Source organism: Bacteroides parvus (assembly GCF_017309675.2).
GTDB classification, from domain to species: domain Bacteria; phylum Bacteroidota; class Bacteroidia; order Bacteroidales; family Bacteroidaceae; genus Bacteroides; species Bacteroides uniformis.
The window spans coordinates 648,038-666,469 of the sequence record NZ_CP084680.1; the positions used below are offsets into that span (position 1 = coordinate 648,038).

The 18,432-nt window shown below is 48.0% G+C and carries 14 protein-coding genes and 1 tRNA gene; 11 read left to right on the forward strand and 4 right to left on the reverse strand.

From position 1 onward, the window contains the following. The first annotated feature begins 23 nt into the window (after window positions 1-23). The 5 genes from murC (at window position 24) to JXR92_RS02570 (ending at window position 5,501) form a co-directional block, all read left to right on the forward strand. Entirely contained in the window at window positions 24-1,409 is a 1,386-nt protein-coding gene (murC, locus tag JXR92_RS02550; RefSeq protein ID WP_138344664.1) for a UDP-N-acetylmuramate--L-alanine ligase, read from the forward strand. After that, window positions 1,402-2,139 carry a cell division protein FtsQ/DivIB gene (locus JXR92_RS02555; protein WP_138344665.1) on the forward strand — a complete coding sequence of 246 codons (738 nt, stop codon included), beginning with the start codon at window positions 1,402-1,404 and terminating at the stop codon, window positions 2,137-2,139. Before murC ends, JXR92_RS02555 begins: the two co-directional genes overlap by 8 nt. 62 nt (window positions 2,140-2,201) lie before the next feature. Next, entirely contained in the window at window positions 2,202-3,635 is a 1,434-nt protein-coding gene (ftsA, locus tag JXR92_RS02560) for a cell division protein FtsA (protein ID WP_138344666.1), read from the forward strand. Between the two features lie 33 nt (window positions 3,636-3,668). Further along, window positions 3,669-4,982: a cell division protein FtsZ gene (gene ftsZ / locus JXR92_RS02565; RefSeq protein WP_117600200.1), complete on the forward strand. Its 1,314-nt coding sequence runs from the start codon at window positions 3,669-3,671 to the stop codon at window positions 4,980-4,982. 69 nt (window positions 4,983-5,051) lie between these two features. Next, window positions 5,052-5,501: a GatB/YqeY domain-containing protein gene (locus JXR92_RS02570; RefSeq protein WP_005830410.1), complete on the forward strand. Its 450-nt coding sequence runs from the start codon at window positions 5,052-5,054 to the stop codon at window positions 5,499-5,501. Window positions 5,502-5,651: 150 nt separating this feature from the next. On the opposite strand, the gene recO is transcribed toward JXR92_RS02570, so the two are convergent. Beyond that, window positions 5,652-6,380: a DNA repair protein RecO gene (recO, locus tag JXR92_RS02575; RefSeq protein WP_138344667.1), complete on the reverse strand. Its 729-nt coding sequence runs from the start codon at window positions 6,378-6,380 to the stop codon at window positions 5,652-5,654. A 288-nt stretch (window positions 6,381-6,668) separates the two neighbouring features. Here recO and JXR92_RS02580 point away from each other — a divergent pair. The 3 genes from JXR92_RS02580 to gyrB all read left to right on the forward strand — a co-directional run bounded on the left by JXR92_RS02580 (window position 6,669) and on the right by gyrB (window position 9,204). Continuing rightward, window positions 6,669-6,740: transfer RNA gene (locus JXR92_RS02580), tRNA-Glu, on the forward strand. Between the two features lie 41 nt (window positions 6,741-6,781). Beyond that, a complete protein-coding gene (rpsT, locus tag JXR92_RS02585; protein WP_005830420.1) occupies window positions 6,782-7,036 on the forward strand; it encodes a 30S ribosomal protein S20 in 255 nt (84 codons plus the stop codon). 206 nt (window positions 7,037-7,242) lie between these two features. Continuing rightward, window positions 7,243-9,204, forward strand: a complete 1,962-nt coding sequence (gene gyrB / locus JXR92_RS02590) for a DNA topoisomerase (ATP-hydrolyzing) subunit B (protein WP_008662686.1) — start codon at window positions 7,243-7,245, stop codon at window positions 9,202-9,204. Window positions 9,205-9,333: 129 nt separating this feature from the next. Here gyrB and JXR92_RS02595 read toward each other — a convergent pair whose 3' ends face one another. Continuing rightward, window positions 9,334-9,915 carry a DUF3109 family protein gene (locus JXR92_RS02595; RefSeq protein WP_008662683.1) on the reverse strand — a complete coding sequence of 194 codons (582 nt, stop codon included), beginning with the start codon at window positions 9,913-9,915 and terminating at the stop codon, window positions 9,334-9,336. 112 nt (window positions 9,916-10,027) lie between these two features. After that, a complete protein-coding gene (gene gpmI, locus JXR92_RS02600; RefSeq protein WP_005834542.1) occupies window positions 10,028-11,542 on the reverse strand; it encodes a 2,3-bisphosphoglycerate-independent phosphoglycerate mutase in 1,515 nt (504 codons plus the stop codon). Between the two features lie 266 nt (window positions 11,543-11,808). Between gpmI and JXR92_RS02605 the strand changes: the two genes are divergently transcribed. Then, window positions 11,809-12,735 carry a magnesium transporter CorA family protein gene (locus tag JXR92_RS02605; RefSeq protein ID WP_005834540.1) on the forward strand — a complete coding sequence of 309 codons (927 nt, stop codon included), beginning with the start codon at window positions 11,809-11,811 and terminating at the stop codon, window positions 12,733-12,735. A gap of 6 nt (window positions 12,736-12,741) precedes the next feature. Here the strand turns inward: JXR92_RS02605 and JXR92_RS02610 are convergent, their stop codons facing one another. Beyond that, window positions 12,742-13,350: a ribonuclease HII gene (locus tag JXR92_RS02610; RefSeq protein WP_005834538.1), complete on the reverse strand. Its 609-nt coding sequence runs from the start codon at window positions 13,348-13,350 to the stop codon at window positions 12,742-12,744. Between the two features lie 97 nt (window positions 13,351-13,447). On the opposite strand from JXR92_RS02610, the gene JXR92_RS02615 reads away from it, so the two are divergent. Beyond that, window positions 13,448-15,070, forward strand: coding sequence for a tetratricopeptide repeat protein (locus JXR92_RS02615; RefSeq protein WP_119961449.1), 1,623 nt, complete (start codon window positions 13,448-13,450; stop codon window positions 15,068-15,070). A gap of 219 nt (window positions 15,071-15,289) precedes the next feature. Then, window positions 15,290-18,409 (forward strand): SusC/RagA family TonB-linked outer membrane protein, encoded by a 3,120-nt coding sequence (locus tag JXR92_RS02620; protein WP_138344668.1) that lies wholly within the window; start codon window positions 15,290-15,292, stop codon window positions 18,407-18,409. The last annotated feature ends 23 nt before the right edge of the window (window positions 18,410-18,432 follow it).

Sequence of the window (18,432 nt, forward strand, 5' to 3'; positions counted from 1 at the left end):
AGGAGAGCATCTTAATGAAAGATATGAATATAGAAACAATTAAATCCGTTTACTTCATTGGTGCCGGCGGTATCGGCATGAGTGCGCTGATACGTTATTTCCTCTCTAAAGGAAAGAAAGTAGCGGGCTACGACCGTACGTCGAGCGAACTGACAGAACGCCTGATTACGGAAGGAGTACAGATACACTACGAAGAGAATATCAACCTTATTCCGGAGGTGTGCAAAGACAAGGCAAGCACGCTCGTGGTCTATACCCCCGCCGTGCCGCAAGAGCATGCAGAACTGACCTATTTCCGTGAAAACGGTTTCGACATATATAAGCGCTCCCAAGTATTGGGCATCATCACCCGCAGCAGCAAAGGTTTGTGCGTGGCAGGTACGCATGGCAAGACTACCACCAGCACCATGGCTGCCCACCTGCTGCACCAGTCACACGTGGGCTGCACCGCCTTCCTCGGAGGTATTTCGAAGAACTACGGTACGAATCTGCTGCTTTCCGCCACCAGTCCTTATACCGTTATCGAAGCAGATGAGTTCGACCGTTCCTTCCACTGGCTGTCACCCTGGATGAGTGTCATTACTGCCACCGACCCCGACCACCTGGATATATACGGCACCAAAGAAGCCTATCTCGAAAGCTTCCGCCACTACACCGCGCTTATACAACCAGGCGGCGCCCTGATTCTGCACAAAGGACTGGAGATGCAGCCCGACGTACAGCCAGGGGTAGCCACCTATACCTACTCGCGCCATGAAGGTGACTTCCATGCCGAGAACATCCGTATCGGAAACGGTGAAATTTTCATCGATTTCGTAGCACCGGACACCCGCATCAATGATATCCAGCTAGGTGTTCCCGTCAGCATCAACATCGAGAACGGCGTTGCCGCCATGGCACTCGCCCATCTCAGCGGTGCCACCGACGAGGAAATCAAGCAAGGCATGGCAAGCTTCCGCGGAGTGGACCGCCGTTTCGACTTCAAGCTGAAGAATGACCGAATTGTATTCCTCAGCGATTACGCCCACCATCCGGCGGAAATAGCCCAAAGTCTGAAGTCCGTCCGTGAACTGTACCAAGACAAGAAGGTAACCGTCATCTTCCAGCCTCACTTGTACACCCGTACCCGCGACTTCTACCAGGATTTTGCAAACAGCCTTTCCCTATCCGATGAGGTGATTCTGACAGAGATATACCCTGCCCGCGAGCAACCAATTCCCGGCGTGACGAGTCAGCTGATTTATGACAACCTCCGCCCCGGCATCGAGAAATGTATCTGTAGGAAAGAAGACGTCCTCAGCCTCCTCGCCCAGAAGCATACCGAAGTAGTGGTAGTGCTGGGAGCCGGCGACCTGGACAACTATGCTCCCCAAATCACCCAACTATTATCAGAGAAGTATCATGGTTAAAAGGATTCTACTTTCTATCGTCCTGTTGCTTGTCATTGTCTATCTGGTGGTGGCTGTCACTGCCCTCAACCGCAAACCGGCCACCCAGGTGTGCCATGACGTGGAGCTGGTGATAAAAGACACGGTATATGCCGGCTTCATCACGAAGAAGGAAGTAGCTACCCTGCTGGAGAAGAAAGGCATCAGCCCCATTGGGAAAGACCTGAAACGCGTGCGCACCAAGACCTTGGAGCGCGAACTTGCCAAGCATCCCCTCATCGACCAGGTGGAGTGCTACAAGACCCCGAGCGGCAAGCTCTGCATCGAAGTGACCCAGCGAATCCCCATCCTGCGCGTGATGAGCGCCAATGGCGAAAACTACTATCTGGACAACAAGGGTACTGTAATGCCCCCCGATGCAAAATGCGTTGCACACCTTGCCGTAGTGACCGGAAATGTAGAAAAGTCGTTTGCCATGAGGGATTTATATAAGTTTGGTGTATTTTTGCAGAAGAATTCTTTTTGGAATGCACAGATTGAACAGATTCATGTACTGCCTGGCAAAAATATAGAATTAGTGCCACGTGTCGGCGACCATCTCATCTATTTGGGTAAGATGGCCGGTTTTGAAAAGAAACTGAAACGTGTAAAAGCATTCTACGAAAGAGGTTTGAACCAGGTGGGCTGGAACAAATACTCCCGCATTAACGTTGAATTCGATAATCAGATTATCTGCACGAAGAGGGAGTAAAGAGATTTATCCCTTATCAAAGCGCAGTAAATTGTAAATTGTAAAATAGTAAATAAATAGATATGGCAACAACAGATTTCATCGCCGCTATCGAGTTGAGTTCTTCCAAGATTTCCGGTATCGCAGGGAAGAAGAACAGTGACGGAAGTATCCAGGTGTTGGCTTATGCATGCGAAGATGCATCCTCGTTTATACACAAAGGGGCCATCTACAACATTGACAAGACCGCACAAGCGCTGACTTCCATCATCAACAAGCTAGAAGGCCAGCTGAACAACTCCATCGCCAAAGTATATGTAGGCATCGGCGGACAATCATTGCGCACGGTGAGGAATGCGGTAAGCCGTACGCTGGAGGAAGAGAGCATCATTTCGCAAGAACTGGTAGACGAGATTTGCGACGAGAACCGTGATGTACCCCTAGTAGACATGAGTGTGCTGGATGTAGCCCCACAAGAATACAAGATAGACAACACGTTGCACGTGGAGCCCGTAGGAGTTGCCGGAAAATACATCACCGGACAGTTCCTCAACATCGTGGCGCGCGCCTCGCTGAAAAAGAACCTCGAACACAGCTTCGAGCAAGCCAAAGTGGAAATTGCCGACGACCTGCTCGTAGCCCCCACTGCGTTGGCCAAAGCCGTGCTGACTGAAAACGAGATGCGTTCGGGCTGCGCACTGGTGGACTTCGGTGCCGACACCACCACCGTGCTGGTCTATAAGAACAATATCCTGCGCTACCTCAGCGTACTGCCGCTGGGTGGAAACAACATTACCCACGACATCACTTCCCTGCAAATGGAAGAGGAAGATGCCGAGAAGCTGAAACTGCAATACGGTGATGCCCTCTACGAGGAGGAAGAAGACGCCGAGACCCCTGCCGTATGCACGTCGGAAGACGGCCGTACCTTCGAACTGGCCCTGCTGAACAATATTATCGGAGCCCGTGCAGAAGAAATCCTTGCCAACGTATGGAACCAGTTACAGCTTTCCGGCTACGAGGACAAACTTTTCTCCGGTGTAGTATTTACCGGTGGAGGAGCCAATCTGAAGAATCTTGAGAAAGCCTTCCATAGAGTGAGCAAGATTGAAAAGGTAAAGACCGCCAAGTTCGTACAGACCACCGTCCACACACGCAGCGAAGAGCCCAAAAAGGACGGCATGCACAACACACTGCTGGGCCTGCTGGCTGCCGGCAACGAGAATTGCTGCCTGCAAGAGGTGAAACCGGTGCAGCAGCCTGCCTCCAATGTTCCTCCCAAACCGGTCGACATATTCGTTGACGACGAAGCGCTGAAAGAGCAGGAAGCTGCCGCACGCGCCGCCAAGGCACAGCGCGAGAGGGAAGAGAAAGAACGCAAGGAGCGTGAGCGAAAAGAAAGGGAGCTGCGCGAAAAGGAAGAGAAAAAGAAGAAAAAGAAAGAAGGCCCCAGCTGGTTCGAAAAGACTTTCAACAAGATTTCCAACGAAATCTTCTCGGACGACGATATGAAGTAATAATGTGATAATGTGCCAGAAAATTAAGTTATTATGGAAGATATAGTACAATTCGATTTCCCGACGGATTCACCGAAAATCATTAAAGTAATCGGTGTAGGCGGAGGTGGCGGCAATGCCGTGAACCATATGTACCGGGAAGGTATACACGACGTGACGTTCGTACTGTGTAACACAGACAACCAAGCGTTGAAGGACTCTCCCGTGCCCGTGAAGTTACAGCTTGGAAAAGAAGGCCTGGGAGCCGGAAACCGCCCCGCCCGTGCCCGCAAGGCAGCAGAAGAGAGTATCGAAGACATCAAGAATATGCTGAACGACGGCACCAAGATGGTATTCATCACTGCCGGAATGGGCGGTGGTACCGGTACGGGTGCCGCACCCATCATTGCACAGACCGCCAAGGAAATGGATATCCTGACCATCGGCATCGTCACCATCCCTTTCCGCTGGGAGGGCGACAAGAAGATAGACCAGGCACTGGATGGCGTAGAGGAAATCAGCAAGCACGTAGATGCCCTGCTGGTCATCAACAATGAAAAGCTGAGCGAGATATACAGCGAGTTGTCCGTGGACGACGCGTTCGACAAGGCCGACGACACCCTTTCGGTAGCCGCCAAGAGTATTGCCGAAATCATCACCCTGCATGGAAAGGTGAACCTCGACTTCAACGACGTGAAAACAGTGCTGAAGGACGGCGGCGTAGCCATCATGAGTACCGGCTACGGCGAAGGTGACAACCGTGTCAGCGAAGCCATCAAGAATGCGCAGCACTCGCCGTTGCTGAACAACAACGACATTTTCAATTCCAAGAAGGTACTCCTCAACATCTCTTACAGCTCACAATACAAGCTGATGATGAGCGAAATGGACGAGGTAAAGGAATTCATGAACCGTTTCAGCCGCGACTTCGAGACCAAATTCGGTATGGCCATCGACGACAAACTGGAACAGAAAGTGAAAATCACCCTGCTTGCCACCGGTTTCGGTATCCAGGACATCCACATGAAGGAGATGGACGACCGCATCACCCAGCGCACCGCCGAAGAACAGCAACGCCTTGCCGAGCTGGAGGAGGAAGAGGAACAGAGACGCAACCGCCGCGAAGTGTACTACGGCAAGGATGCCAACGCCCGTTCCCAGCGCAGCCGCCGTCGCCATATCTATCTCTTCAATCCCGAAGACATGGACAACGCCGACATCATCAGCATGGTAGAGAATTCTCCGACCTATCTGCGTGACAAAAGCACGCTGAACAGCATCAAGATGAAGGCAGAGCAGGAAGGGCAGCTCGCCACCGAAGCCGCGCAAGAAGCAGAAGGCGGTGCAGGGGGAGTCATCACCTTCTGATTTTTCCGTTCCCGATATGTAAAACCATCCTCCTCCCCTTCAGGAGAACAGGAGTAAACCTATAACAATATGGATTTATTTGAAAAAGTCAGCGAAGACATTAAAACAGCCATGAAAGCCAAAGACAAAGTGGCTCTCGAAACATTGAGAAACGTAAAGAAAGTATTCCTTGAAGCCAAAACCGCTCCCGGAGCCAACGATACCCTGAGCGATGCAGATGCTTTGAAGATTATCCAAAAACTGACCAAGCAAGGCAAAGACGCCGCTGAAATCTATGTACAGCAAGGTCGCCAGGACTTGGCAGACGATGAGCTGGCACAAGTAAAGGTGCTTGAAACCTATCTGCCCAAGCAAATGAGCGCCGAAGAACTGGAAGCAGCCTTGAAGGAAATCATAGCCGAGGTCGGTGCCACCAGCGGCAAGGACATGGGCAAAGTGATGGGTGTAGCCAGCAAGAAACTTGCCGGACTTGCCGAAGGCCGCGCCATCTCAGCCAAAGTAAAGGAACTGCTGGGATAAAGTATAGCGAAGGAGATAAGGAATATTCGGATTCAATTGCATGAGATGGGCATCTCGTGTTGTATGAGATATACATCTCATGCAGCATAAGATGCCCATCTCGCGCAATCAGGAGCTATTGTTTCATCCGACAAGCAAGATTGGCGCTCCTCAATCAAACAATTCTTTCAAGACTTCAAGAGACTTCAGCACCGGGAAATCCGGCAGGTGCAGACGATAATATTCATTCATAATGTTCAGGCAGCGGGTACGCTCCAACCGACTCATGGTGAAAAGATGCATCGTTTCATAATTCATGCGCATCAGCTGTGTCAGGCGGGCCGCCTCCTCGGGAGCGATGTAATTGGAATGAAGCTGCGGACGCAAGGGAGTGAAACAAGCATTCTGCAAATCGAAGTAATCTCCGGCATGATAATCCTCCAGGTTGGGATACAAACCGAGAAAACGGGAAAGGCGCATCAGGAAGACCAGATGGAAATTGGCAAACCCCTCCCTGCATTCATCCAGCCAGATGACGGAATGATACAGATAAGCAAACAGCGGACGGTTCTCCGCCTCCTCCCGGACGGCGCGATAAAGGAATTCCGAAAGAAACAAAGCGATGGCGGATTTGTAGGGATCGTAGGGAAGCGTGGCAAAAGGATAAAGAGACTTCGCCTCCTTCACCTTATATATAGTGGCATTAGGACGGAAATCGGCTTCAAGTTCCACCAATGCCAGCGGCTGGAAGAGTACCGGCTTCACCGCCGCCTTGCGCGAACGGGGTATGGACACCATGAAGGAAGCCCTGCCAGCCACCTCTGTATAGATGTCTGCAATGAGAGATGTATCCTTATATTTCAAGGTATGCAGTACAATTCCCTGTGTTTTCTGTAACATTCCCGATTTCTTTATCTGGTTTCAATCTGATAACAAAGCTACAAAAAAAGCCCGAAAGAAGAGAAACAAAAGGAGAAGAATAAAAAAACAAGGTAAGGAGTGTAAAAAAATAAAAGCATATATTACACTGATTTTCAATAGATAACGCTCCATTCTAAGACAAAAGACAACAAAAAGCTATATTTTTTTCTTGCGAATGTTTTGGTAATTCAAAAATAGTTTCTACCTTTGCATCCGCAAACGAGAAATAAAGACTCTTTGCAAGAGCGGAAACGCTCACCAAAGGATGGCCCGTTCGTCTATCGGTTAGGACGCAAGATTTTCATTCTTGAAAGGGGGGTTCGATTCCCCCACGGGCTACAAAATAAAAAAATAAACGAATTAAAAAAAGATTAGTCGAGATGGCAAATCATAAATCATCACTGAAGAGAATCAGACAAGAAGAAACAAGAAGACTTCACAACAGATATTATGGCAAGACCATGAGAAACGCTGTTCGTAAGCTTCGTGCTACTACAGACAAAGCTGCAGCAACAGCAATGTATCCGGGTATCACAAAACTGTTGGATAAATTGGCTAAGACTAATGTAATCCACAAGAACAAGGCTAACAACTTGAAATCAAAGTTGGCTATCTATATCAACAAGCTGGCTTAAGTTGACTGTTACACAAAAGATATTACAAGGCTGGACTTTTTTAGTCCGGCCTTTCTCATTTATACCTCTCTATTTACCTGCTTCCACACAAGTTTCTTTTCTGTGCTAAAAAGCTGTAAACTACCCGAATTTATCCGTTTGTTTAGCACCATATCCCGAGGATTTTCACTATATTTGCTCTGTTATTACAATAAGGAAAAAAGATTATGACTGAAGAACAGATTCACTCCAATAACGGGAGCTATTCTGCCGAAAACATCCAGGTACTGGAAGGTTTGGAAGCAGTGAGAAAGCGTCCCGCGATGTATATTGGCGACATTAGCAGCAAAGGACTTCACCATCTGGTGTACGAGGTTGTGGACAACTCCATCGATGAGGCACTTGCCGGCTATTGCGACCACATCGAAGTCACCATTAACGAGGACAACTCCATCACCGTACAAGACAACGGACGTGGTATCCCGGTAGACTATCACGAAAAGGAAAAGAAATCCGCGCTGGAAGTTGTAATGACCGTACTGCATGCCGGAGGAAAGTTCGACAAAGGTTCCTATAAGGTATCGGGAGGTCTGCATGGTGTAGGTGTATCTTGCGTAAATGCCTTGTCTACACACATGACTACCCAGGTTTTCCGTAACGGAAAAATCTATCAGCAGGAATATTCCTGCGGACATCCGCTCTACTCCGTCAAAGAAGTGGGCACAACAGACATTACCGGTACACGCCAACAGTTCTGGCCGGACGGTACCATCTTTACGGAGACAGTCTACAACTATGATATTCTTGCCACCCGCATGCGCGAGCTGGCGTATCTGAACGCAGGCATCAAGATTTCACTGACCGACCTTCGCGTAAAGGACGAAGAAGGAAATGCCAAGAAGGAAATCTTCTACTCGGAAGAAGGCCTGAAGGAATTTGTGCGCTACGTGGACTCCTCACGCGAACACTTCATGAACGATGTAATCTACATCAACACCGAGAAGCAAGGCACACCGGTGGAAGTAGCCATCATGTACAACACTTCTTATAACGAAAATGTACACTCTTACGTAAACAACATCAATACCATTGAAGGGGGTACCCACTTGGCAGGTTTCCGCCGTGCACTGACCCGTACGTTGAAAAAATACGCCGAAGACAACAAGATGCTGGAGAAAGCCAAGGTAGAGATTGCAGGCGACGACTTCCGCGAAGGACTGACTGCCGTTATCTCCATCAAGGTGGCAGAGCCTCAGTTCGAAGGACAGACCAAGACAAAGCTGGGTAACAACGAAGTGATGGGCGCCGTAGACCAGGCTGTGGGCGAGGCCCTCACCTACTACTTGGAGGAACACCCGAAGGAAGCCAAGCTGATTGTAGACAAGGTGATTCTTGCCGCCCAGGCACGTATCGCCGCACGTAAGGCACGCGAATCCGTACAACGCAAATCGCCGATGTCGGGTGGCGGCATGCCGGGCAAACTGGCCGACTGCTCCAGCAAGGACCCGGAAGAATGCGAATTGTTCCTCGTCGAGGGTGACTCGGCAGGCGGTTCAGCAAAGCAAGGCCGTAACCGTGCGTTCCAAGCTATCCTGCCGCTTCGCGGTAAGATTCTGAATGTGGAAAAGGCCATGTGGCACAAGGCATTCGAGAGCGACGAAGTAAACAATATCATCCAGGCGCTGGGCATCCGTTTCGGCGTGGACGGTGAAGACAGCAAAGAAGCGAACATTGACAAGCTGCGCTACAAGAAGATTATCATCATGACCGATGCCGACGTCGATGGTTCTCACATCGACACGCTGATTATGACGCTTTTCTTCCGCTACTTCCCGCAAGTTATCCAGCAGGGTTGCTTGTACATCGCCACTCCTCCCCTTTACCTTTGCACCAAAGGCAAGGCGAAAGAGTATTGCTGGACAGACCAGCAGCGCCAGAAGTTCATCGACACTTACGGCGGCGGTTCGGAAAACGCAGTACACACCCAACGCTACAAAGGTTTGGGTGAAATGAACCCGGAACAGTTGTGGGAAACCACCATGAATCCGGAAAACCGCATGCTGAAGCAGGTGCATCTTGAAAATGCAGCTGAAGCCGACTATATCTTCTCCATGCTGATGGGTGAAGACGTGGGCCCGCGCCGCGATTTCATCGAAAAGAATGCAACGTATGCAAATATTGACGCTTAATTAATTTAATAACCAACCTCACATCTTACAACGAGGAAGCCCCGGACGGGCAGGATAATCCTGCTGACCGGGGCTTTTCCTTTATCCCTCTTCTCTTCCAAAGAAGAGACCCGTCTCCATACAGAAGAACTATAGGATTCCTTGTTTCTTCATCTCTTCCACTACCAATTCCAACTCTGCATACCAGTCCTCACCAAACTTACGGATAAGCGGCTCTTTCAGGAACTTGTACACGGGCAGATTTTCCTTTTGTCCCAACAACATAGCGGCTTTGCAGACATCCCAACGATGATAGTTCACTGCCTTATAGAGTCCGTAGTTCCCCACCCTTATCGGATAGAGATGACAGGATATGGGTTTGTAGAAGTTGGTCCTACCTTCACGATAAGCCTTTTCGATGGCGCAATAGCAACAGCCTTTATCATCATAGCAGGTAAAGACGCAATCCTTGTTGTTCACAATAGAAGTCACCAGGTCACCTTCACAATCGGTATAGACCACACCTTGCTCCTCTATCACGGTGCGGGCTTCGGGAGAAAGCTCGTCCCAAATCAGCGGAAGCACCTCTTCCAGTTTCTCCACCTCGTCCAGCTCTACGGGAGCACCGGCATCGCCCTCAATGCAACAAATCCCCTGACAGGCACCCAAGTCACACAAGAACTTCTCGCGCAAGACATCGAAAGAAACCACAACATCACCAATCTGTATCATAATCATTCTATTAAAAAAAGACGCGGATTATCCGGATTGCACAGACTCAACTTTAAGAGCATCCGTGGAATCCGTATAATCCGCGTCTAAATATTGTTACGGCCTTGACGCCTTACTTAATCAAATCCTTACCAGTCATTTCGGCCGGCTGTTCCATACCCAAGATATGCAGGATAGAAGGAGCTACGTCAGCCAATACACCGTTCTCAACCTTGGCGTCCTTGTTTGCAGTAACGTAAACGAAAGGAACGGGATTCAGAGAGTGGGCAGTATTCGGAGTACCATCCTCATTCAGAGCATGGTCGGCATTACCGTGGTCGGCGATGATGATTACTTCATAATCGTTTGCCTTGGCAGCTTCAACAGTATCTTTCACACATTCGTCGATGGCTTTCACTGCCTTCTCAATAGCTTCGTAGATACCGGTATGTCCCACCATATCACCATTGGCGTAGTTCACCACGATGAAATCGAACTTCTGGGTCTTGATAGCTTCAACCAGCTTGTCCTTCACCTCGTACGCACTCATTTCGGGCTTCAAGTCGTAAGTGGCAACCTTCGGAGAAGGAACCAAGATGCGCTCTTCAGCATCGTAGGGAGTCTCGCGGCCACCGTTGAAGAAGAAAGTCACGTGTGCATACTTCTCTGTTTCGGCAATGTGCAGCTGGGTCTTGCCATTGGCAGCGAGGTATTCGCCCAAGGTATTCTGTACGTTCTCCTTATCAAAAAGGATATGCACACCCTTGAAGCTGGCATCGTACGGAGTCATGCAGTAGAACTGCAGGCCCGGAATGGTCTGCATGCCTTGTTCGGGCATATCTTGCTGGGTGAGGACAACGGTCAATTCCTTGGCACGGTCATTGCGGTAGTTGAAGAAGATTACAACATCACCTTCCTTGATGGTACCGTCGAAGCCACCGTTCACAATCGGCTTGATGAATTCATCCGTAACGCCTTCGTCGTAGGACTCCTGCATAGCCTGGACCATATCCGTAGCAACCTTGCCTTCACCGTTTACCAATAAATCGTAAGCAACCTTCACACGTTCCCAACGTTTGTCGCGGTCCATGGCATAGAAACGTCCCACGATGGAAGCAATCTTGCCGGCAGACTTCTCGCAATGAGCAGTCAACTGCTCAATGAAACCTTTACCACTCTTCGGGTCGGTATCACGACCGTCCATAAAACAGTGGATGAAGGTATTCTCGATACCGTATTCCTTGGAAATATCGCAGAGTTTGAACAAATGGTCAAAAGAGCTGTGCACGCCACCGTTGCTGGTCAGTCCCATAAAGTGGATATTCTTGCCGTTTTCCTTTGCATATGAGAAAGCAGAAACAATTTCCTTGTTCTTCAGAATGCTGCCATCGGCACAAGCACGGTTAATCTTCACCAAATCCTGGTAAACGATACGTCCGGCACCGATATTGAGGTGACCTACTTCAGAATTACCCATCTGTCCGTCGGGCAAACCAACGTTTTCACCGCTTGCTTGAAGCTCGGAATGCGGATAAGTTGCCAACAGACTGTCCCAATACGGAGTAGGTGTATTGAAAATCACATCATCTTTGCCTTGATCGCCGATGCCCCAGCCATCAAGAATCATTAAAAGGGCTTTCTTACTCATAATATTAATCGAATTTAATTGTATAATCTTTTTGTATGATACAAACGTTCTTTATAGTAGGAACCTGTTTTTGCGCTGCAAAGGTACAAAAAACAGCTGTTAAAGCGTACTGTTTCAAATGATTTATGTACTTTTGCCACGCTTAAAAAATAAAAAACAAGAAATATGGACGATTCAAACCCACGAACGTGCAATAGTATTCACCAATAAAACGAACGGAGACGTTGACTGCAATGCCTCTGTTCCAACCTGAAAGGAGGCAAACAATGAGAAAGTATCTCTACAGTGAAAACGGCTTCACTGAAAAGGCCGAATGGCAACCCAACTGCTGGGTCAACGTAGAATGCCCGGACAACGATGATTTCAAATTCCTAACCGAAGAGCTGAAAGTTCCCGAATCATTCCTGGAAGACATAGCCGACGTGGACGAGCGCCCACGTACGGAAACAGAAGACAACTGGCTGCTGACCATCCTCCGCATCCCGATGCAGAGCAACCAACGCGGCGTGCCGTTCATCACTGTGCCCATCGGCATTATCACCAATGACGGAATCATCGTTTCTGTCTGCTATCACCACACGGAGCTGATACCGGACTTCATTCAGCACACCCGCCGGAAGAACATAGTCGTCAACAATAAACTGGATTTGATTCTGCGAATCATCTACTCTTCCGCCGTCTGGTTCCTGAAGTATCTGAAACAGATAAACAACGATGTGGCCACCGCCGAAAAAGAGCTGGAGAAAAGCATCCGCAACGAAGATCTCCTGCAACTGATGAAGCTGCAAAAGACGCTGGTCTACTTCAACACTTCCATCCGTGGCAATGAAGTGATGATAGGACGGCTGAAAAACATCTTTCAAGACACCAATTATCTGGATTTGGAATTATTGGAAGACGTGGTCATCGAGTTGAAGCAGGCATACAATACCGTAAACATCTACAGTGATATCCTGACGGGAACCATGGATGCCTTCGCCTCCATCATCTCCAACAATGTGAATGCCATCATGAAACGTATGACAAGCCTCAGCATTACACTGATGATTCCCACGTTGATAGCCAGTTTCTACGGCATGAATGTGGACATCCACCTGGAGAGTTTTCCGCACGCGTTTATTTTCATCATACTTTTGTCGGCAATATTATCAGCAGTGACATTCGTATGGTTCAGAAGGATTAAGTGGTTCTAAACAGCATCATTGTCCGAAGTTCAGCGACAACTGCCCATCCCCCAAGAGATTGAACGTCAAGCGATGATAGGGTGTAGTGCCCCGCTCAGCAATGGCGGCACGATGTTTCTTGGTGGGATACCCCTTGTTACGATTCCAGTCATAATACGGATATTCCTCGTGAAGGCGGTTCATGTAGTCATCACGATAGGTCTTTGCCAAAATGGAGGCGGCAGCGATGGAAAGGTACTTCCCGTCTCCTTTCACTACGGTAGTATGCGGCAAGTCCCGATATTTTTTAAAGCGGTTGCCGTCTATCAGCAGATGTTGCGGACGGACATTCAGTTGGTCAACAGCACGGTGCATGGCAAGAAAGGAGGCATTAAGAATATTGATTTTGTCAATTTCTTCGGGAGAGACGACGCCCACCGCCCATGCCAGAGCCTCTTTCTCAATCACTTCACGCAAGGCATAGCGTTGTTTTTCCGTCAGCTGCTTGGAGTCATTCAGAAGTTCATTCTTAAAGTCCGTTGGCAGAATAACGGCAGCGGCATAGACCGCACCGGCCAGACAGCCGCGACCGGCCTCATCGCATCCCGCCTCTATCAAGTCTTTATTCAAATAAGGTAATAACATATATATCGCTATCTTTGAGGCACAAAGATAAATCTTTTTGGAGGGAAACCTGACTTCTAAGAAGAATTAATTAAATTTGCAGAAACAAGACGATGCCATGAAGAAAAACCTATGTCTACTACTCGTATGTCTTCTGTCAGCACTTGCCCCACTGCAAGCTCAAGACATGCAGCAAGCACAGAAATTGATTGACCAAGCACAGAAATGCCTATACAACACCCCCAAACAAGCTTCCTACTATGCTGCTCAGGCTTCTGCCTTGTTTCCCGAAGATGAGCCCAGTGAGGTCCGTGCGCAGGCCATGTTCCTTTATTGCCAGGCAGAACAGCTATTGGGCAACTTTGACCTGAGTATCAAGAATCTATATGATACTCAGAAATACATCACCCCCGCAAACAAGCAACAAAGTGCCCAACTATACTCCCTCATGGGACGTGTCTACAGCAAACTGGGAGACTACAACAAAGCCATAGAACTAAACGACAAGGCAACCTCCATATTCAAAGCCATTGGTGATTCCACTTCTGTGGCCGGATGCTATAACGAACGTGGAGTTATGCACCACTTCATGAACGAATTTACCGTTGCCGAGCGTTTCTTCCAACGTGCGCTGGCCATCAACCGTGCCCAACGAAACCTGAAAGAGATTGCAACCAACCTGAACAACCTTTGTCTGTACCAGGGAAATACGGAAGAGAAACTTTCTTTCATCCAGGAAGCCATCACCATCAACAAGAATCTGGACGCCCAATGGTCTCTTGGCGAAAACTACAACAACATGGGGAAACAGTATTACTATGACAAGCAATACTCCAAAGCCCTGGAAGCCTTGCATAAAGCCTACGAGTATGCCCATAATATCGGAGCCCGCGAACTGATTTGCGACAATTACGAATATTCGTCCATGGTATATGCAGCTATAGGTGACTATGCCCAAGCCTATAAATACCTGGAGAAAATGCAGCACCTGAGCAAAGAGCTGCAAAGCAGCAACAAGCTGCGTAACATCGAGCAGGAAATTTCCTATAAAAGATACCAGGACCAGAAGCATGCCACTGAAATGCAGGAACAAACCTATGAAATAGAATTGCTGAAACGCAATCTATGGCTCTTGGGCAGCATACTTATTCTCGGTTTAGCTGTCAGTATCTTCCTATATAAATGGTATAAACGCAGAAAAGACCTGCAACTGATTGAAACCCGCTATCAGTTGGAACTCTCCGAACGCGAAGTATCCGAACTGAAACTACAACAGCAAGAAATGGAACTGAAAAACGTGCAGAGTGCTTTGGATGACAGCCGCCAGGAGGTCACCAGCTTTGCCGTATTCCTAAGAAGCCGCAATGAGCTACTCGACAAGATACGTGGGATGATTAAAGAGGGTTATAAGATGGATAACCAAACACTCATTCCCCACCTAAAAAAAGTGAATGCCTTCATCAGCCAATATCAAAGCGGAGATAAGACAAACAGCAGCTTATTGCTGAATATAGAAGAAAAGAACAAAGAATTTCTGGACCGACTTGCATTAAAACACCCTAATCTGACGCAAGGCGAAAAATACTTGGCAACTCTATTGCGCGTCAATCTGTCAACCAAAGAAATCTCCATGATAACCGGCACCATTCCCAAAACAATCAATATGAACCGGTATCGTTTACGCAAATCCTTGAACTTATCCACAGAAGAAGACTTGGTTGAATACCTCCAGAGCTTCTAAAAACGAAGCCGAAGAGAAAAGCTCTCTTGTAGATATATTATATTACAATAAAATATTATTATTCAACGTTTTATCAATCATCTTGTAGATTAAATAATAGTGCTTTCAGCCTCCTTTGTAGATATTTTATAGATAAAGGTCATAGTCAACCTTATAATTATATCACTTCCTTTGCCCTTGTGAAAAACAAAGTATTAACCTTAAAAAACTTTATCACACATGGGTAAAATTAAACAGTATTTGCAAAGAGCATTACTACTTGCTTTGCTCTTTGTATGTCTAGCGCCGCTAAGTGCATTAGCGCAAACCATCCAGCTAACCGGTACCGTAACCGATACCAAAGGAGAATCTCTTATCGGTGCCAGTATCTTGGAGAAAGGAACCGGCAATGGTTGCATCACCGACGTTGACGGCAACTTTACGTTGACAGTCTCTCCTAAAGCAACTATGGTAATCTCTTATGTGGGTTATGTAACCCAGGAAATTCCCCTCAACGGGCAGAAGAACATCAAAATAGCATTGAAAGATGATTCTGAAATGCTGGATGAAGTCGTAGTCGTAGGTTACGGTACGATGAAGAAGAGCGACATGACCGGTGCCATTTCTTCGGTGAAAGCGGAAGATTTGATGAAGCGTGCCACTACCAGCGCAACCGAAGCACTGCAAGGTAAAATTGCCGGTGTAAGCGTATTGAAATCGGGAGGTAATGCAGGTGCAAGCATTTCCGTAAAAATCCGTGGTATCAAGACTATGGGTGACAACGAGCCGCTTTACATCATCGACGGGTATCCTGGCGACATCAACACCATCAATCCGCAGGATATCGAATCCATGGAAATCCTGAAAGATGGTGCCGCCGCTGCCATCTACGGTTCTGTGGCCGCCAATGGTGTAGTCATCGTTTCTACCAAGAACGGAAAGGAAGGAGAACTGAAAGTTTCCTTTAATACATATATGACGGTCAACTCGGTAGCCAAGAAGTTCGACATGCTCAATGCAGACGGCTACTTGAAAGTGCACAACATGATGTACGAGAATGCAGGGACAAACAAGCCCGCTTATCTTACGTACAAGAATGGACAGAACCCTACCGGTGCCGATACAAACTGGCAGGATGAAATGCTCCGTACCGGCATCGCACAGAACTATTATGTAAACCTCATCGGAGGTTCTGAAGTTGCTAAATATTCACTTTCTTATGGCCATGCCGACGAGAAGGGTATCTTTAAAGGTAACTCTTACATCCAGGACAATGCCCGTCTGAAACTGAATGCACACAAATATATCTTTGATTTCGATGCGAGCTTGAACTTCAAGGTCACACAAAGCAAACAGCCTCAGTATTCCTTAAAAGAAATGTACTCCATTTCGCCACTGGTGCCCGTTTACGACGAAAACCAGACATACGGATACGGTCTGACCGACATGTCGGTAGACGGTACCAAGATGGAATTCCCAACCAACCGTAATGTCATGGCAGACGACCATTACAAAGACAGAAAATATACGGGTTACGACATTACCGGCAATATCGGTCTGACCATGAACCTCGCCCCGTGGCTTACATTCAAAACAAGCTATACGTACGACGGTTACTACTACAACGACCGTTATCATCGTGCCAAATACGAAGCCAATGCACAAGAGCCGAGCCTCTATCCTTATAACTACGAGTACAACTCATACTATCGCAAGCAAACATTCGAGAATGTATTGACCTTCATGAAAGACTTCGGCAAGCACTCCGTTACTGCCATGGTAGGTAACTCCATCATTTCTGCCCATCAAGATAAAAGTTCTGTCAGCGTGGAAGGCAAGAAAACCGAATATGATGTAGTAGGCGGCAGTCTGAGTTCCAGCGAGGTTCCCGGCGGATTCTTCGACCCGACATCTCCCACAATCGATGCAGGTATCGGCGGTACATTTGCCGGCACAGGTACTTTCTACGATTACAACCGCGCTTCTTTCTTCGGACGCTTCAACTACTCATACGCCAGCCGTTACTTGCTGCAAGTGACTGTACGTTCCGACGGCTCTTCCAAGTTCGGTAAAAACAACCGTTGGGGTACCTTCCCTTCCGTAGCAGTGGGATGGAGAATCAGCGAGGAAGATTTCTTCCCCAAAAGCACCCCTATCAGCAACTTGAAGTTCCGCGCCAGCTGGGGACGCCTGGGTAGCGAGAGTGCACTGGGCTACTATTATGCGCCAACAATGAGTAACAGCAATACCCAATGGATGAGCTACATACAAGGTGGCAATCCTTGGGCCGGCATGTCCAACCTCTATCTGGTAAACGACGATTTGCGTTGGGAAACTACCGATACCAAAAACATCGGTTTCGACTTCGGTCTTTTCAACAATAAGTTGAGCGGTAGCCTTAACTACTATTACAACACAACGGAAGACTTACTGATTGAAAAAGTCATGCCGCCTTCTGCAGGTATCTACAATCCTACTGTCAACGTAGGAAAGATGGTAAACAAAGGTTTCGAGCTTGAATTGAACTATGGAGACAACATCAACGGTTTCGACTATAATATCGGTTTCAACCTTTCTACCATCCACAACGAAATGTTGAAGGCAGACCCGAACCAGATACTTTATGGTTCTGCCTGGAAGGGTGACGGCCACTTCGTAACCCAAACACTGAAAGGTTATCCGGTAGCCAGCTTCTGGCTGTATCAGACTGACGGCATATTCCAGACTGATGCAGAAGCTGCTGCTTACGTAAACAGTGCAGGCGAACGTCTCCAGCCGAGTGCCAAAGCCGGTGATATCCGCTTCAAGGATGTAAACGGCAATGGAAGCATCGACTCCGGCGACAAGGTATATTCCGGTTCCGGTATTCCCAAGGTGGAAGCCAACTTGTCATTCAGCGGTTCCTATAAGAACTTTGACCTTTCCTTCCAGTTCGGCAGTGCATGGGGGCACAAACTCTACAACGTAAACCGTCTGTATTATGAAGGAATGGACGCCGGTAGAAACTACTTCACAAGCACCATGAATGCATGGACACCGCAAAACGCAGGAACAAGCATGCCAAGAGCTGTACTGGGTGACCCGAATGAAAATACCCGTGAATCCGATCGCTTCCTCGAAAACGGTAACTTCGTCCGCCTTCGCCAGTTGCAGTTAGGATACAGCTTGTCCAGGGCTTTAGCTAAGAAAATGTATCTTGAAAAATGCCGCCTCTATGTCAGTGGAGAGAATCTCTTTACCATCACCAAATATTCCGGTATCGACCCTGAATTCTCTTCAAGCATTCTGGACACCGGTGTAGACTCCTTTGTATACCCGTTCACCCGCTCATTTGTAGTAGGTCTGCAAGTTACATTCTAATCACCATTAAAAACAAGAAGACA

Coding starts and splice junctions, on each gene's coding strand:
- JXR92_RS02605 (WP_005834540.1), top strand. CDS start 11,809: ATGAGAAAGTATCTCTACAGTGAAAACGGCTTCACTGAAAAGGCCGAA.
- JXR92_RS02610 (WP_005834538.1), bottom strand. CDS start 13,350: ATGTTATTACCTTATTTGAATAAAGACTTGATAGAGGCGGGATGCGAT.
- recO (WP_138344667.1), bottom strand. CDS start 6,380: ATGTTACAGAAAACACAGGGAATTGTACTGCATACCTTGAAATATAAG.
- murC (WP_138344664.1), top strand. CDS start 24: ATGAATATAGAAACAATTAAATCCGTTTACTTCATTGGTGCCGGCGGT.
- gyrB (WP_008662686.1), top strand. CDS start 7,243: ATGACTGAAGAACAGATTCACTCCAATAACGGGAGCTATTCTGCCGAA.
- JXR92_RS02620 (WP_138344668.1), top strand. CDS start 15,290: ATGGGTAAAATTAAACAGTATTTGCAAAGAGCATTACTACTTGCTTTG.
- JXR92_RS02570 (WP_005830410.1), top strand. CDS start 5,052: ATGGATTTATTTGAAAAAGTCAGCGAAGACATTAAAACAGCCATGAAA.
- ftsZ (WP_117600200.1), top strand. CDS start 3,669: ATGGAAGATATAGTACAATTCGATTTCCCGACGGATTCACCGAAAATC.
- JXR92_RS02555 (WP_138344665.1), top strand. CDS start 1,402: ATGGTTAAAAGGATTCTACTTTCTATCGTCCTGTTGCTTGTCATTGTC.
- rpsT (WP_005830420.1), top strand. CDS start 6,782: ATGGCAAATCATAAATCATCACTGAAGAGAATCAGACAAGAAGAAACA.
- ftsA (WP_138344666.1), top strand. CDS start 2,202: ATGGCAACAACAGATTTCATCGCCGCTATCGAGTTGAGTTCTTCCAAG.
- JXR92_RS02595 (WP_008662683.1), bottom strand. CDS start 9,915: ATGATACAGATTGGTGATGTTGTGGTTTCTTTCGATGTCTTGCGCGAG.
- gpmI (WP_005834542.1), bottom strand. CDS start 11,542: ATGAGTAAGAAAGCCCTTTTAATGATTCTTGATGGCTGGGGCATCGGC.
- JXR92_RS02615 (WP_119961449.1), top strand. CDS start 13,448: ATGAAGAAAAACCTATGTCTACTACTCGTATGTCTTCTGTCAGCACTT.